A 13850-nucleotide genomic window follows, 5' to 3' on the forward strand; every position below is an offset into this window, starting at 1 on the left:
TCAAATGCGCCAAACCATTTTGCAGCGGTGATCAACTGATCGCCGCTGCTTTTACATCGTCGTCAATGAAGGGCAGGTATTGTTCAAAATTGTCGGAGAACATTTTGACCAGCTTGGCCGCCTGACGATCATAGCTCTCGGCATCGTCCCAGGTGCGACGCGGGTCGAGTAGAATATTCGGTACCCCTTTCACGTCCACCGGCACGTCAAACCCGAAATTCGGATCCTTGCGGAACGCCGCATCGGCCAATGATCCGTCCAGCGCCGCCGTGAGCAAGCCACGTGTCGCCTTGATTGGCATGCGGCTGCCGGTCCCATATGCGCCGCCGGTCCACCCGGTGTTCACCAACCAGCAGGTCGCCCCATGGGTGGCGATCTTTTCGCGCAGCAGATTGCCGTAAACTTCCGGGCGGCGGGGCATGAACGGCGCGCCGAAGCAGGTCGAGAAAGTGGGCTCCGGCTCGGTCACGCCGCGTTCGGTGCCCGCGACCTTGGACGTAAAGCCCGACAGGAAGTGATACATCGCCTGCGCCGGGGTTAGCCGCGAGATGGGCGGCAGGACACCGAAGGCGTCGCAAGTCAGCATGATGATGTTCTTGGGGTGCCCGCCGCGCGCCGAGGCCGAGGCATTGGAGATATAGTGCAGCGGGTAGGCGCAGCGCATGTTCGCGGTCAGGCTATCGTCTTCGAAATCCAGATCCTTGGTTTCCGCGTCGTAGATCATGTTTTCGATCACGGTGCCGAATTTTTCGGTTGTCGCGTAAATCTCTGGCTCGGCATCCGCACTCAGGCTGATGGTCTTGGCATAGCAACCACCTTCGAAGTTAAAGGTGCCGGTGTCCGACCAACCGTGTTCGTCATCGCCGATCAGCATGCGCGCGGGATCCGCGGAGAGGGTTGTCTTGCCGGTGCCCGACAGGCCAAAGAAAACAGCCGTATCCACCGGGTTGCCCATCGCGTGGTTGGCCGAACAGTGCATCGGCATCACACCTTTTTCGGGCAGCAGGTAGTTCAGCAGGGTAAAGACCGACTTCTTGTTTTCGCCCGCGTATTCCGTGCCGCCGATCAAAATAAGCTTCTTATCGAAGTTCATCGCAATCACGGTCTCGGAGCGGCAGTTGTGTTTCGCCGGATCCGCCTGAAAGCTGGGGCAGTTGATCACCGTGAAATCGGCGATGAAATCATCAAGGTCTTCGCGGTCCGGACGACGCAGCATATGGCGGATGAAGAGACCGTGCCACGCCAGTTCCGTGACCATGCGCACGTTGATCGCATGTTTGGGATCGGCGCCGCCGGTCAGATCCTGCACGAAGTAGTCGCGCCCTTCCATATGCGCCAGCATATCGGCATGCAGCGCATCAAACCCCTCCGGGCTCATGGCCGCGTTGTTTTCCCACCAGATCGTGTCGGCAACGCTGTCTGTTTTCACCACATGTTTGTCTTTTGGCGAGCGGCCGGTGAATTTACCGGTGGTCACCAGGAATGCACCGCCCTTGCCCAAAGCACCTTCGCCGCGCTTGAGGGCGTATTGGATCAAATCGGGTTCGATCAGATTGTAATAGACGGTTCCCGCCCCTTTGATCCCTTGATCTTCGAGCGTGAAGTCCGGGTTTACCCGTCCATGTGTCATCCGTCGTTCTCCTTTTCAGCGCTTTCGCCATAGGCGCAGAGGCCTCTTAACATGACGTTTTTGTTGTTGAACAGGACGCTTTGATGCAGTTAGCGCCACCATAGCAAACTTTGTCTCAGGGCGGTCTCAGACCCCCTGTTTTCCTGTCATGACGACGGCAGGAATGTGCGGCAATTTAGCCATTAGTAATCAAATTATGATGCAAATACCGCGGAGTGCCGTGCTGATTCGCACTTAAGGATTGATTCGGAGGGCGAAAAAATGATCAATTGCCCAAAAAAATCTAATAAACGAGCAGTACAAGGAAACGGGTAATGTCTAAGATTGCATTGGTGGACGACGACAGGAATATCCTGACGTCTGTATCCATGACACTCGAAGCCGAAGGTTTTGAGGTCGAAACTTACAATGACGGGCAGGCTGCGCTGGATGCGTTCAACAAGAAACTGCCGGATATGGCAGTGCTCGACATCAAGATGCCGCGCATGGATGGGATGGACCTGCTGCAGCGCCTGCGTCAGAAAACCGCGATGCCGGTGATCTTCCTGACCTCGAAAGACGACGAGATCGATGAGGTTCTGGGGTTGCGCATGGGCGCAGATGATTACGTCAAGAAACCCTTTTCGCAGCGGTTGCTGGTGGAACGTATCCGGGCCCTGTTGCGCCGTCAGGATGCGGTTGCGGGCGATGTGGTTGCGGACAGCGAAGAGACAAAAGTCATGGAACGCGGGGATTTGCGAATGGATCCGCTGCGCCATGCCGTGAGCTGGAAGGGCAGGGATGTGTCGCTGACAGTTACCGAATTTCTACTGCTGCAGGCGCTCGCGCAACGGCCCGGGTTTGTTAAGTCGCGCGATCAGTTGATGGACGTGGCCTATGATGATCAGGTCTATGTCGATGACCGCACCATCGACAGCCATATCAAGCGTTTGCGCAAGAAGATGCGTACCGCTGATGATGAGTTTTCCGCGATTGAGACCCTCTACGGTATCGGTTACAGATATAACGAAGAATAACCGGAGAGATGGCTCTGGCCGAGAGGAACTTTGTGCGGGATCTGACCCCACCTCCTTCCCGGGACGGCGATGTTGTCCTGGGCGAAGACTGGGTGGCACCTGAAAATGCGACCGAAACCGAGATGCGCGCCACCCGCGAGCGTCGCGGTCTTTTGTCTCTGCGCGCGTCACCACTGACGCGTAAAATCATTACTTTGAACCTGATTGCGCTGATTTTCCTGTTCGCCGGGTTTACCTATCTCAGTTCTTCTCGCGATAGCCTGGCCTTGCAGCGCGCGGCATCGCTTGTATCTGAAGCCGAGTTGATCGCTGACGTCATCGAAGCCAAACTGCCTGCGGGCGCCCCGGTCAATCTTGCCACGGGCGATGGCGTTGACGTTTTGGCCACACTGGATCGCCTGGATTTGCGGGGTGGTGTCGAAGTTTTCGTTTTTGATCAATCGGAAACACTGGTGGCAAATACCGAAGGCAGGCTGACGGCTGGCACAATCGCCGGTGGTGCCAGCACGCAAACCTATCTGACCGATGGCTTAGGTTGGCTGTGGTCAACAATCTCAGGCCCATTTTCTGAGCCTACCGTGGCGGATCAGACCCCTCTCACCGACAAACTGAAGCCTTGGATCATTGACAGCATGGTCAATGGCACACAAATCCGGAACGAACTGGATGTCGCAGGCGGCAAGCTCTTCACCGTTGTAACGCCGATCCTGCAGGATGACCGAGCCATCGGCGCTGTAGCTGTCGCCACGGCGGCGGGTGAGATTGACAACCTTGTGCGGGGCGAGCTTGAAAGCGTGCTTCAGATGTTTCTCATCGCAACGGTGGTTTCTGTCGGATTGAGTTTGGTGCTGGCCTCGACGATTGCCAATCCGCTCTCTGATCTGGCCGCGGCGGCCGAGTTGGGGCGCGACAAGAACGCTCGTAAGATGAACCCCGGTCGTATCCGTATTCCCGACCTGACTGCGCGTCCCGATGAGATCGGCCGTCTGAGCGGAGCGTTGCGCGGCATGATTTCGGCGCTCTACAACCGGATTGATGGCAACGAGCAGTTTGCAGCGGACGTTGCGCATGAAATCAAAAACCCACTGGCCTCATTACGGTCCGCCGTTGGCACGCTTCGGATGGTCAAACGGGATGATCAGCGCGAAAAGCTGCTGGATGTAATCGACCACGATGTGCGCAGACTGGACCGTTTGGTCAGTGATATCTCCAATGCTTCAAGGCTCGACAGTGAGCTGGTCAAAGAAGAAGAAGAGGCGTTTGACGTTGTGACGACCCTGTCAAACCTGGGTCAGTATCTTGGCGAAGACGCACGGTCAAAGGGCATCGATTTCATCACTGATTTCCCCAACACATCGATCATGGTGCATGGTTTGGAAGCGCGCCTGGCACAGGTGTTTGTCAACCTGATCACCAATGCGATTTCTTTCTGCGAGGATGGAGACGCAATACGGATTTGGGCGCGCACCAAGGAAAATCGCGTATTGATTGTTGTTGAAGACACCGGGCCCGGCATTCCAGACCAAGCCTTGGCGAAGATTTTCAAGCGCTTCTATTCACAGCGCCCAGATGAGCATTTCGGGAACAATTCGGGCCTTGGTCTCGCGATCTCCAAGCAGATTGTCGAAGCGCACGGAGGGGTGATCTGGGCGGAGAATATTCGCCCGACCGAAGCCGATATCACCTCTGATCCTTTGGGCGCGCGGTTTGTTGTGGGACTCCCGATCTGACCGATGGAGGCTGGTCCGTCGACGGCTTACAAAGAAGACGATGCCATAACAATTCACGCAACCTGCGTCGCGTATGACGGTCGGGCCGCGCTGATCCTGGGCGCTGCGGGGTCTGGCAAATCCAGCTTGGCGCTCCAAATGATGGCATATGGCGCCGCGTTGGTCGCCGATGATCAGACTGTCCTGACAGTACAAAGCGGCACTTTGCTTGCGTCACCGCCACCGACAATCAAGGGCTTGATCGAGGCGCGGGGCGTTGGGCTGCTCAAGGCCGCGAACGTAACAAACGTGCACGTGACCGTCGCTGTCGATATGGATCGGGAGGAAATGCAGCGTCTGCCCAGCAGACATATGCTCACTTTGGCGGGTGTCGAAGTGCCCTGTCTTCACAAAGTAGACAGCCCCCATTTCCCTGCGGCGATTTTGCAATACTTAAAGGGCGGGCGAAGAGATCCGTAATGGCCGATAGCGAACCAACAGCGCGCAGAATTGTTTTTGTTTCCGGCCCTTCGGGCGCCGGGAGGTCTAGTGCGCTCAACGTCCTTGAGGATGCCGGTTTCGAGACGGTGGATAACCTGCCGCTGCGGCTTTTGTCGCATCTGGTCGAAGGGGCGCATCAAGAGCGTCCGCTTGCGCTGGGCATTGATCCACGTAACCGGGATTTTTCCACCAACACGATCATCGATTTGCTGGGGCGGCTGACTGGTGTTCCTGGGCTCGCGCCTGAACTTTTGTATCTGGATTGCACGACGGATGTATTGCTGCGCAGATTTTCGGAAACGCGGCGTCGACACCCGCTTGCGCCAGATGACCGCCCGTCGGAAGGCATCATGCGAGAACTGGAGATACTTGCCCCTTTACGGGCGCGGGCAGATATATTGATCGATACCAGTGACCTGAACGTCCATCAATTGCGCGCCGAGGTGGAACATTGGTTTGCGCCGGGCGGGCAGCGCAAGTTGACGGTCTCTGTACAGTCGTTTTCCTATAAGCGCGGTTTGCCGCGCAGTGTGGATACAGTGTTTGACTGCAGGTTTCTGACAAATCCCTATTGGGTCCCTGAACTGCGCGCATTGAACGGGACGCAAGAAGCCGTTGAGGCGCATGTTACGGCGGATCCAAGATTCGGCGCATTCGCCGAAAAGGTGCTGGACCTGAGCCTGTTGCTTTTGCCCGCTTATCGCGAGGAGGGAAAATCTTACCTGTCAATCGCCTTTGGGTGTACCGGCGGCCAGCATCGTTCGGTGGTTATGGCGGAAAGGCATGCTTTGCAGCTTGCGGAGGCTGGCTGGCAGGTGTCTATAAGACACCGCGAGTTGGACCTGCGTAAGAAAGAAGAGGCATAAGCCGTGATCGGTATCGTGATTGTTGCACATGGCGGTTTGGCAAAAGAATATCTAGCAGCAGTTGAACACGTCGTTGGTCGCCAAATCGGGATCAGGGCGATTTCCATCGAAGCAGATCACGACCGATCCTCCAAAGAGCGTGAGATTTGCAGCGCGGCCGATGCTGTGGATCAGGGCGGCGGCGTGGTTGTTGTCACCGACCTCTATGGCGGCTCGCCCTCGAATCTAAGCCTTTTGGCGTGCCAGCCTGGTGATCGGCGCATTCTTTATGGTGCCAATTTGCCGATGTTGATCAAACTGGCAAAGAGTCGTCAGAAAACCGTATCAGACGCGGTGCGGCTGGCTCTCGAAGCCGGTAAGAAGTACATCGACAGCCAGAATATCAGCGCCGATCAGGAAAGCTAAACGAGACTATGACCGACTGCACGCTAGAAATCGTAAACGAAAAGGGTCTTCACGCCCGCGCATCCGCGAAATTGGTGGAGGTTGTCGAAGGATTTGACGCGAGCGCCGAGATTTCCAAGGATGGCATGACTGCATCAGGTGACAGTATTATGGGACTTTTGATGTTGGCAGCGTCCAAGGGAAGCATTATTGACGTGACGACCTCCGGTCCGGACGCTGATGCGTTGGCAGCTGCGCTGAGAACGCTTGTGGCAGAAAAGTTTGGCGAAGGTCAGTGACGTAACACATCGGCGTTCAGCGCATGAAACAAGGTAACGGGTCTTGGTAGAGAGCACACAAGACGTCAACATAGCCACAGGTGAGGCTGATCCGGTCAATTTTAATCAATATGACCGCAGAAGTCTTTCCTATGCGTCGACCTTCGAGGATCCCTGGAAATCGACCGTTATCAGGGTAATCGAGGCCTTCACGGGCAAGCTCACCATTCTGCGGCTGGTCAAGAAATTTGAACGGCGAGGCGCGCCAAAGGGTCAGGCATTCTGGCGCGCGGCTCTGGATGTGATGGGGATCGATCTGCTCACACCGCAAGTGCAATTGGACAGGATCCCGAAAACGGGGCCGGTGATTGTCGTCTCAAACCATCCCCATGGTATGGTAGACGGCATGATCTTTGCCGATCTGATTGGCCGTGTGCGCCCGGATTATCGCATCCTGACCCGCTCGTTACTGACCGTGATCGATGAGGTCGCCGGGTCCTATATGATCCCGGTACCGTTTCCGCATGATCCTGACGCGCAACGCAAAGGCGTTGAAATGCGTGCCAAGGCGATGACGCATTTGAAAGAGGGCGGTGTCGTTGCGCTCTTCCCGTCAGGCGGTGTTGCCGCGTCCGAAACCTATTTTGGGCCCGCGGTCGAGGGTGAGTGGAACGTCTTCACCGCCAAGCTGATCCGGCGGTCGGGCGCGACAGTCGTGCCGATCAAATTTCTGGGGCAGAACTCGCGTGCCTATCAAATTGCCAACAAGGTGTCACCGATGCTGCGACAGGGGCTGTTGCTGCATGAAATCGTGCATTCGCTCAACAAACCGCAGGCTCCAATTGTGGGACATCCGTTGTCCCAAGAGGACTTGAGCAAATGGGACGATGACCCGCGCGGGTTCATGGCCTGGTTGCGGGACCACACGCTGTCTTTGGAAGACTAAACCATATCGACATCGAACACTGTGGCCGCATGGTCGACCGTCGCTGCGTTCAGCGCGTTGGTGTAGGCGTTTCGCCACGGTAATCGTAGAAACCACGCTGAGTCTTGCGCCCAAGCCAGCCTGCTTCCACATATTTGGTCAACAGCGGGCAGGGGCGATACTTGGTATCCGCCAACCCGTCGTGCAGCACATTCATGATCGCAAGACATGTATCCAGGCCAATAAAGTCAGCAAGCTCCAGCGGCCCCATCGGATGGTTCGCGCCCAGTTTCATTGAGCTGTCGATGGACTGAACGCTGCCGACGCCCTCGTAGAGCGTATATACGGCCTCGTTGATCATCGGCATCAGAATCCGATTGACGATAAATGCGGGAAAGTCCTCTGCCGAAGCGGCCGTCTTTCCCAGCCGATCAACCACTTCCTTGCAGGCGGTAAAGGTTGGCTCATCCGTCGCGATGCCGCGAATGAGCTCAACCAATTGCATCACGGGCACAGGGTTCATGAAATGAAAGCCCATGAATTTCTCTGGCCGGTCGGTGCGGCTGGCCAGTCGCGTGATCGAAATGGAAGATGTATTGGAGGTCAAAATCGTATGCGGCTGCAAATGCGGGACAAGATCTTCGAAGATCGCCTGTTTCACGGCTTCACGCTCTGTGGCCGCCTCGATGATCAGGTCCGTCTGCCCCAGTTCCGTCAGTGTCTGGGTGGTCTTGATCCGTGCGAGGGCCTGAGCCTGATCCTCCCCGGTGATTTTGCCCCGCGATACCTGCCGCTCCATATTCTTGGTCATCAGGGCCATCGCGGCATCCAGAGCGTCCTGGCTGATGTCATTCAGCAGAATATCATATCCGGCGAGCGCCATGACATGGGCAATGCCGTTGCCCATCTGACCCGCACCCACAATTCCGATCGCTTTGATGTCCATCGGACGCCCCTTCTAGGTTTCCTGCACTCTACGGTGCCTGCTCGGTGAGCCGCAAGGCCGCATGCTGCTTAAAATACGGGGCAAATTCGCCGTTTAACAGAATCTAAGGGTCCGGCGTGCACATTGCGTATTGGGTGATTCAAAAGAGGTGGGTTTTATGACCTATGACGTTCTGGGGGCGGGGGCTCTCGACTATGCGCCATGTCGTTATGGCAATTCGAAATTGTTGTTTAGAGGGCCACAACGACGGCTGGACGCGCCCTATGTCGCGTTCCTTGGTGGCACTGCAACATATGGAAAATTTATCAAGAGCCCGTTTCCGGCGCTTGTGGAAAGCGATTTGGGTGTGAATTGCGTCAATTTCGGTGTCTCGAACGCGGGTGTTGATGTGCTCGTAAATGACGCCTTGATCGGTGATGCGTGCAACGGGTCCGTTGCAACGGTCGTTCAGGTTATCGGCGCGCAGAATCTTTCAAACCGATTTTACACGGTACATCCGCGTCGCAACGACCGGTTTGTGACGGCTTCGCCGCTCTTGTCCGCCGTGTATCCGGAGGTCGATTTTGCAGAGTTTCATTTTACCAAACACATGCTGAGCTGCCTCTATCAGGTTTCCAAAGATCGCTTTGCGGTGGTGCGGGGTGAGCTGCAAAAGGCGTGGTTGGCCCGCATGCAGCTCTTGCTCAAGCGTATTTCCGGCAAAACGGTATTGGTTTGGTTTGCCGATCACGCGCCGTTAAGCGAAGAACCGATCGGGCTGGATCCGGCGAAGGCCAAGACGCCACTCTTTGTGACCCGGCAGATGCTGGATGAGTTGAAGCCCTGGGCCAACAGCTTCGTTGAAGTTGTTGTGACGCCCGAGGCCTTGGCGGCAGGCACCGACGGTATGGTGTTCAGCCAAATGGAAGCCATGGCAGCGGCGGAAATGCTGGGCCCCAAAGCGCACGGCGAGGTTGCCCGTCAACTGGGAGAAGTGCTGCACGATCTGATTTAACAAAAAGGCCGCGCAAAAAAAGCGCGGCCTTGGTTATTTAAAGCATGTCTGAGGGGTCAGAGTTTTTCGATCAGCTCTGGAACCGCCGAGAAGAGATCCGCGACCAGACCATAGTCCGCGACCTGGAAGATAGGCGCCTCTTCGTCCTTGTTGATGGCCACGATGATCTTGGAATCCTTCATGCCCGCCAAGTGCTGGATGGCGCCTGAGATGCCAACCGCCACATAAAGATCGGGTGCAACCACTTTACCGGTCTGACCAACCTGCCAATCGTTGGGGGCGTAGCCTGAGTCTACCGCGGCGCGGGATGCGCCCACAGCAGCGCCCAGTTTGTCAGCTAGCTTTTCGATCAGGGCAAAGTCATCTTCGGAGCCAACACCGCGGCCACCGGAAACAACGACGCCAGCAGAGGTCAGTTCCGGGCGATCACTTGCCGCCACCTTGTCCTCGACCCATTCACTGAGGCCAGGGTCGTCAGCAGCCGAGACCGCTTCAACGGCAGCCGATCCGCCTTCACCCGCAGCGTCAAAGGTCGACGTCCGGAAGGTCACGACTTTCTTGGCGTCTGCGGATTTCACGGTTTGAACCGCATTGCCGGCATAGATCGGTCGCTCGAATGTACTGCCATCGACAACACCGGAGGCGTCCGAAATCACCATGACATCCAGCAATGCCGCCACACGCGGCATGACGTTTTTGGCGTCGGTGGTCGCAGGGGCGACAATGTGCTCATAATCGCCTGACAGCGAAACGATCAATGCGGCTGTGGATTCTGCAAGGCGGTGACCCAGCGTTGCATCTTCGGCCACCAGCACTTTGCTCACACCCTCGATCTTGGATGCTGCCTCGCCAGCTGCGGCGGCAGATCCGCCAGCCGCCAGAACGGTCACATCACCCAGCATCTTGGCAGCGGTCACAGCTTTTGACGTGGCATCCATCGCCAGTTCGCCATCGGTTACTTCTGCAAGGAGTAGAACAGCCATTACACAGCCCCCGCTTCTTTGAGTTTCGATACCAGTTCTTCGACCGAACCAACCTTGATGCCTGCCGCGCGCGCTTCGGGCTCCACGGTTTGCACGATTTCAAGGCGGGGGGTTACATCAACGCCGTAATCCGCCGCGGATTTCTCATCCAATGGCTTTTTCTTGGCTTTCATGATGTTCGGCAGCGACGCGTAACGCGGCTCATTGAGGCGCAAATCGACGGTGATCACGGTTGGCATGGTCACTTTGATGGTTTGCATGCCGCCGTCCACTTCGCGGCTGACAACCGCATGCTCGCCCTCAATCGCGACTTCGGAAGCAAAGGTTGCCTGGCTCCAGCCCATCAGAGCGCTCAGCATCTGACCAGTAGCATTCATATCGTTGTCGATCGCCTGCTTGCCGCAGAGCACGAGGCCCGGCTGCTCTTCGTCCACAATGGCTTTGAGAATTTTGGCCACGCTCAGCGGCTCAATGTCCTGATGCACGTCATCCGCGGCGATCACCAGAATGGCGCGGTCCGCGCCCATCGCCAGGGCTGTGCGCAGCGTTTCCTGGCTTTGCTTCACGCCGATGGAGACCACGACCACTTCGTCGGCCTGTCCTGCTTCTTTGAGGCGGATGGCCTGTTCGACGGAAATCTCGTCAAACGGGTTCATCGACATTTTCACATTGGCAAGATCAACACCCGATCCGTCCGCTTTGACGCGCACTTTCACGTTGTAATCGATCACGCGTTTGACAGGTACCAGAACCTTCATTGGCGTCTCTCTCCTTAGGATGGCGACTCACGCGATGCGCAAGCCAGATTTTTATCTGAGGTGTGGTTTAACCAAGCTTAGCTGCATGAAACAGTGTAAAATCGTCACGCCCGCGCACAGGAACGCCGCGTTTTTAACGAATTTCCCGGTTTGGAGCAAAAATTTCCGATGAGATGCAATGCAAGGGCGACAAATCACGCGCCCGAACGGTTTGCCGGGTCACCCTGTGGCAATGTAGGTGGCTCTCTTTTTCAAAAGCCTGCCGTCGCGACCGGCGGCAGCGCCGCTTTCAGCGGTTCGCGCCAGGCACCCACAACACATCGTCCTTGCCGCCATTGTTTGCCATGCGCGCGGCAACGAAAAACCAATCGCTGAGGCGATTGAGGTATTTGACGGCCGAGGTATTGATCGCTTCCATCGTCGCGAGTTCCACACAAAGCCGTTCGGCCCGGCGCGATACCGTGCGGCAAACATGCAGATGCGCGGCCAGCGCGGACCCACCGGGCAGAATGAAACTCCGCAGCGGATCAAGCTCGGCATTCATAGCGTCAATCTCGTTTTCCAGCCGCGTCACCTGCGCATCGATCATCCGCAGGGGCGGATATTCGGCTTCGGCGTCCTGTTCCATGTCGGGGCGGCAGAGGTCCGCCCCCAGATCAAACAGGTCATTCTGGATCCGGCTTAGCGCGCCATCGACCTCACCCGTCGCTTCCAGCCGCGCAACGCCGACAAAGGAGTTCAGCTCGTCCGACGTGCCATAAGCGGTGACGCGCAACGCGTGTTTGGCGACCCGTGCGCCGTTGCCAAGCGCCGTTTCACCGGCATCGCCTGTCTTGGTGTAAATCTTGTTCAATACAACCATTTCACTGGCCCCCTTGGCTGCGGAAAAAGACATAGGCAAGGATCAGACATACGGCGATGAACTGCGCCCCGATCCGGTAGCGCATCAGCTTGTTGGCGTTTTTCTTGTTGAACGCACCGCCTTTGGCAAAGCCCCCCAGGCCCAACATCAACACAACCACAACCGCAAGGCAGGCCAGAACGGCAATCACGAATAGGGGGTCACCCACAGCATTTTTCCTTTTCTTCCACAGCCGCACATGTAGGCGGACATCCTGAAAAAGCGAACCGGTTTTTTGTGACGGGCATCATTCAGCCGCGTGACAGCACCCAATCTAGCGCGCGGGTGGGCAATATCCGCCGCAATGTGCCCATGATGTAGGTCGGCGTTGTGACGTAATAGCGCGGGCGAGGGTGCGTTGCATTCAACGCCTGGATCAGTTTGGCCAGAACCGCATTTGCAGGTAGTTCAAAAGGGTCTGGCCCGCGATCTTCGTATAGTCTTTTGTTCAGCCCGGTTTCGTATTGCCCACGCCGCGCAGAGGTGCGCCAATCCACCCAGCGTTCGTAATGTGGAATGGCGTTTTGCCGAATTTTGGACGTGACCGGGCCGGGCTCGATCAGGATGATGTCAATCGGTGTGTCGCGCATCTCGATCCGCATCGTGTCGGTCAACCCTTCCAGCGCGAATTTGGTCGCATTGTAAGCGCCGCGCCATGGCATTGTCACGAAACCAAGGACGGAGGAGCATTGCACGATGCGCCCGTGCCCCTGCGCCCTCATGACCGGTATCACCGCGCGGGTCAGGTGGTGCCAGCCAAAGAAATTAGCCTCGAAAATGGCGCGCAGCGCGTCTGTTGGCAAATCTTCCACGGCACCGGGAGTGCCATGAGCCCCATTGTTAAAAAGCGCGTCCAGCGTGCCGCCGGTCGCCGCGAGTACCTCAGCAAGGGCTGCGTCGATCGCTCCGCTGTCTGTGTAGTCCAGGCGCGGGCTCTCGAACCCCTCAGCTTTTAATTTGTCACAATCTTCTTGTTTGCGACAGGCTGCGAAAACGCGCCAGCCTTGGGCTTTCAGACCAATCGCGCAGCTATACCCGATGCCGGATGAGCAGCCGGTGATCAGTATCGATTTTTGTGCCAAGAGCTTCTCCGCTGTTGCCACCCTCAGGAATGGCAACTTGAGCGCCAGGGCGCAAGCTTATCCGTTGGTCAGAAGATAGTCGGCGATCCAGCCTTCGGGGCCGCCAGTGAGCGGGCGCAGTTTCACCCATCCTGTACCGTCATCCTGCAGGATTTCGACCTGCGTGTCGCGGTTCAGCTTGGTGACCACGTCAAAGCCCGTGCCTGGCCCGCCGCGCATGTTCACCACCGCAGCCGAGACAAATCGGATGTCGCGCGGGGTGGAAACAGCGGCAGAGGAGGCTTGCGTGCTTGTGCCGGGGAAAATGATGCTCGGCACGACGCCCTGCGCGTCGGGCGTACCGTCAAAGGTCACTGCCGTGATGCCGATCACGTTCGGCGTCTCCAGCGCTGCCACCTGTGGCTCGGGTGCGGCGGGCGTTTCAGCCGCGGGGGGTGCGGGGGCCTCTCTCTCGGTCAGCACATCCTCAAAAGACGTCAGGCTGAGCGACATGCGCGTCACCTCGGGCGCATTGGTCTCGGCTGCTGCGACCTCAACGGGTTCTGCGGGAAGTGCGCCATCCGTACGCGCCATAACGGCTGCGTTGCGCGCCGCGACCGGGTCGAAATCGGCCCCGCCGCTCAGTTCATAAAATGCCAATGCCATAAAACCAAAACTCAACAGAATGAATCGCTTCATTTAATTACCCTCGTACAACTTCTGACAGACTAACACGTTTCTCTGCCATTTGGGTCCATAACAATCCAAATTGGTTTCCGTGAGTGGGAAACTGGCTCTGCAATCGTCAATTTGAACCTGTTGCGGCGGTGCCACGGCGAGCAGATGCGTTTTACGCCATATCGCGCTTGTTCGGCGCGTACCGGGGGGGTACACAACA

At 57.0% G+C, this 13850-nt stretch carries 16 protein-coding genes; 8 read left to right on the forward strand and 8 right to left on the reverse strand.

All coding sequences use genetic code 11. From position 1 onward, the window contains the following. Positions 1-31: 31 nt before the first annotated feature. On the reverse strand, positions 32-1630 hold the full coding sequence (locus Q1A63_RS20000) for a phosphoenolpyruvate carboxykinase (protein WP_298974842.1): 1599 nt from the start codon (positions 1628-1630) through the stop codon (positions 32-34). 314 nt (positions 1631-1944) lie between these two features. Here Q1A63_RS20000 and Q1A63_RS20005 point away from each other — a divergent pair, with 314 nt between their 5' ends. The 7 genes from Q1A63_RS20005 to Q1A63_RS20035 are packed head-to-tail and all read left to right on the forward strand — an operon-like array spanning position 1945 to position 7330. Next, positions 1945-2646, forward strand: coding sequence for a response regulator transcription factor (locus tag Q1A63_RS20005; RefSeq protein ID WP_298974843.1), 702 nt, complete (start codon positions 1945-1947; stop codon positions 2644-2646). An 8-nt stretch (positions 2647-2654) separates the two neighbouring features. Next, complete coding sequence (locus tag Q1A63_RS20010; protein WP_299632407.1) at positions 2655-4376, forward strand: sensor histidine kinase; 1722 nt, start codon at positions 2655-2657, stop codon at positions 4374-4376. Positions 4377-4379: 3 nt separating this feature from the next. After that, positions 4380-4835 (forward strand): HPr kinase/phosphatase C-terminal domain-containing protein, encoded by a 456-nt coding sequence (locus Q1A63_RS20015; protein ID WP_298974845.1) that lies wholly within the window; start codon positions 4380-4382, stop codon positions 4833-4835. After that, positions 4835-5722: an RNase adapter RapZ gene (gene rapZ, locus Q1A63_RS20020; protein WP_298974846.1), complete on the forward strand. Its 888-nt coding sequence runs from the start codon at positions 4835-4837 to the stop codon at positions 5720-5722. Before Q1A63_RS20015 ends, rapZ begins: the two co-directional genes overlap by 1 nt. Positions 5723-5725: 3 nt before the next feature. Beyond that, the gene (locus Q1A63_RS20025; protein WP_298974847.1) at positions 5726-6127 is read left to right on the forward strand and encodes a PTS fructose transporter subunit IIA; all 402 of its coding nucleotides are present in this window, start codon (positions 5726-5728) and stop codon (positions 6125-6127) included. Between the two features lie 8 nt (positions 6128-6135). Continuing rightward, on the forward strand, positions 6136-6405 hold the full coding sequence (locus tag Q1A63_RS20030; RefSeq protein ID WP_298974848.1) for an HPr family phosphocarrier protein: 270 nt from the start codon (positions 6136-6138) through the stop codon (positions 6403-6405). A 43-nt stretch (positions 6406-6448) separates the two neighbouring features. Further along, positions 6449-7330: a lysophospholipid acyltransferase family protein gene (locus tag Q1A63_RS20035; protein WP_298974849.1), complete on the forward strand. Its 882-nt coding sequence runs from the start codon at positions 6449-6451 to the stop codon at positions 7328-7330. A 49-nt stretch (positions 7331-7379) separates the two neighbouring features. Here the strand turns inward: Q1A63_RS20035 and Q1A63_RS20040 are convergent, their stop codons facing one another. Continuing rightward, positions 7380-8255: a 3-hydroxybutyryl-CoA dehydrogenase gene (locus Q1A63_RS20040; RefSeq protein ID WP_298974850.1), complete on the reverse strand. Its 876-nt coding sequence runs from the start codon at positions 8253-8255 to the stop codon at positions 7380-7382. Positions 8256-8412: 157 nt separating this feature from the next. On the opposite strand from Q1A63_RS20040, the gene Q1A63_RS20045 reads away from it, so the two are divergent. Beyond that, positions 8413-9249 (forward strand): DUF6473 family protein, encoded by an 837-nt coding sequence (locus tag Q1A63_RS20045; RefSeq protein WP_298974851.1) that lies wholly within the window; start codon positions 8413-8415, stop codon positions 9247-9249. Between the two features lie 56 nt (positions 9250-9305). On the opposite strand, the gene Q1A63_RS20050 is transcribed toward Q1A63_RS20045, so the two are convergent. The 6 genes from Q1A63_RS20050 to Q1A63_RS20075 all read right to left on the reverse strand — a co-directional run bounded on the left by Q1A63_RS20050 (position 9306) and on the right by Q1A63_RS20075 (position 13651). Next, complete coding sequence (locus Q1A63_RS20050; RefSeq protein ID WP_298974852.1) at positions 9306-10232, reverse strand: FAD-binding protein; 927 nt, start codon at positions 10230-10232, stop codon at positions 9306-9308. Next, positions 10232-10990: an electron transfer flavoprotein subunit beta/FixA family protein gene (locus Q1A63_RS20055; protein WP_298974853.1), complete on the reverse strand. Its 759-nt coding sequence runs from the start codon at positions 10988-10990 to the stop codon at positions 10232-10234. Before Q1A63_RS20055 ends, Q1A63_RS20050 begins: the two co-directional genes overlap by 1 nt. Positions 10991-11279: 289 nt before the next feature. Beyond that, on the reverse strand, positions 11280-11852 hold the full coding sequence (locus Q1A63_RS20060; protein WP_298974854.1) for a cob(I)yrinic acid a,c-diamide adenosyltransferase: 573 nt from the start codon (positions 11850-11852) through the stop codon (positions 11280-11282). Position 11853: 1 nt separating this feature from the next. After that, a complete protein-coding gene (locus tag Q1A63_RS20065) occupies positions 11854-12060 on the reverse strand; it encodes a twin transmembrane helix small protein (protein ID WP_298974855.1) in 207 nt (68 codons plus the stop codon). An 82-nt stretch (positions 12061-12142) separates the two neighbouring features. Next, complete coding sequence (locus tag Q1A63_RS20070) at positions 12143-12973, reverse strand: SDR family NAD(P)-dependent oxidoreductase (protein WP_298974856.1); 831 nt, start codon at positions 12971-12973, stop codon at positions 12143-12145. Positions 12974-13030: 57 nt separating this feature from the next. Beyond that, entirely contained in the window at positions 13031-13651 is a 621-nt protein-coding gene (locus Q1A63_RS20075) for an SH3 domain-containing protein (protein ID WP_298974857.1), read from the reverse strand. Positions 13652-13850 lie beyond the last annotated feature (199 nt).

This window comes from uncultured Roseobacter sp. (assembly GCF_947499265.1).
Lineage (GTDB): Bacteria > Pseudomonadota > Alphaproteobacteria > Rhodobacterales > Rhodobacteraceae > Roseobacter.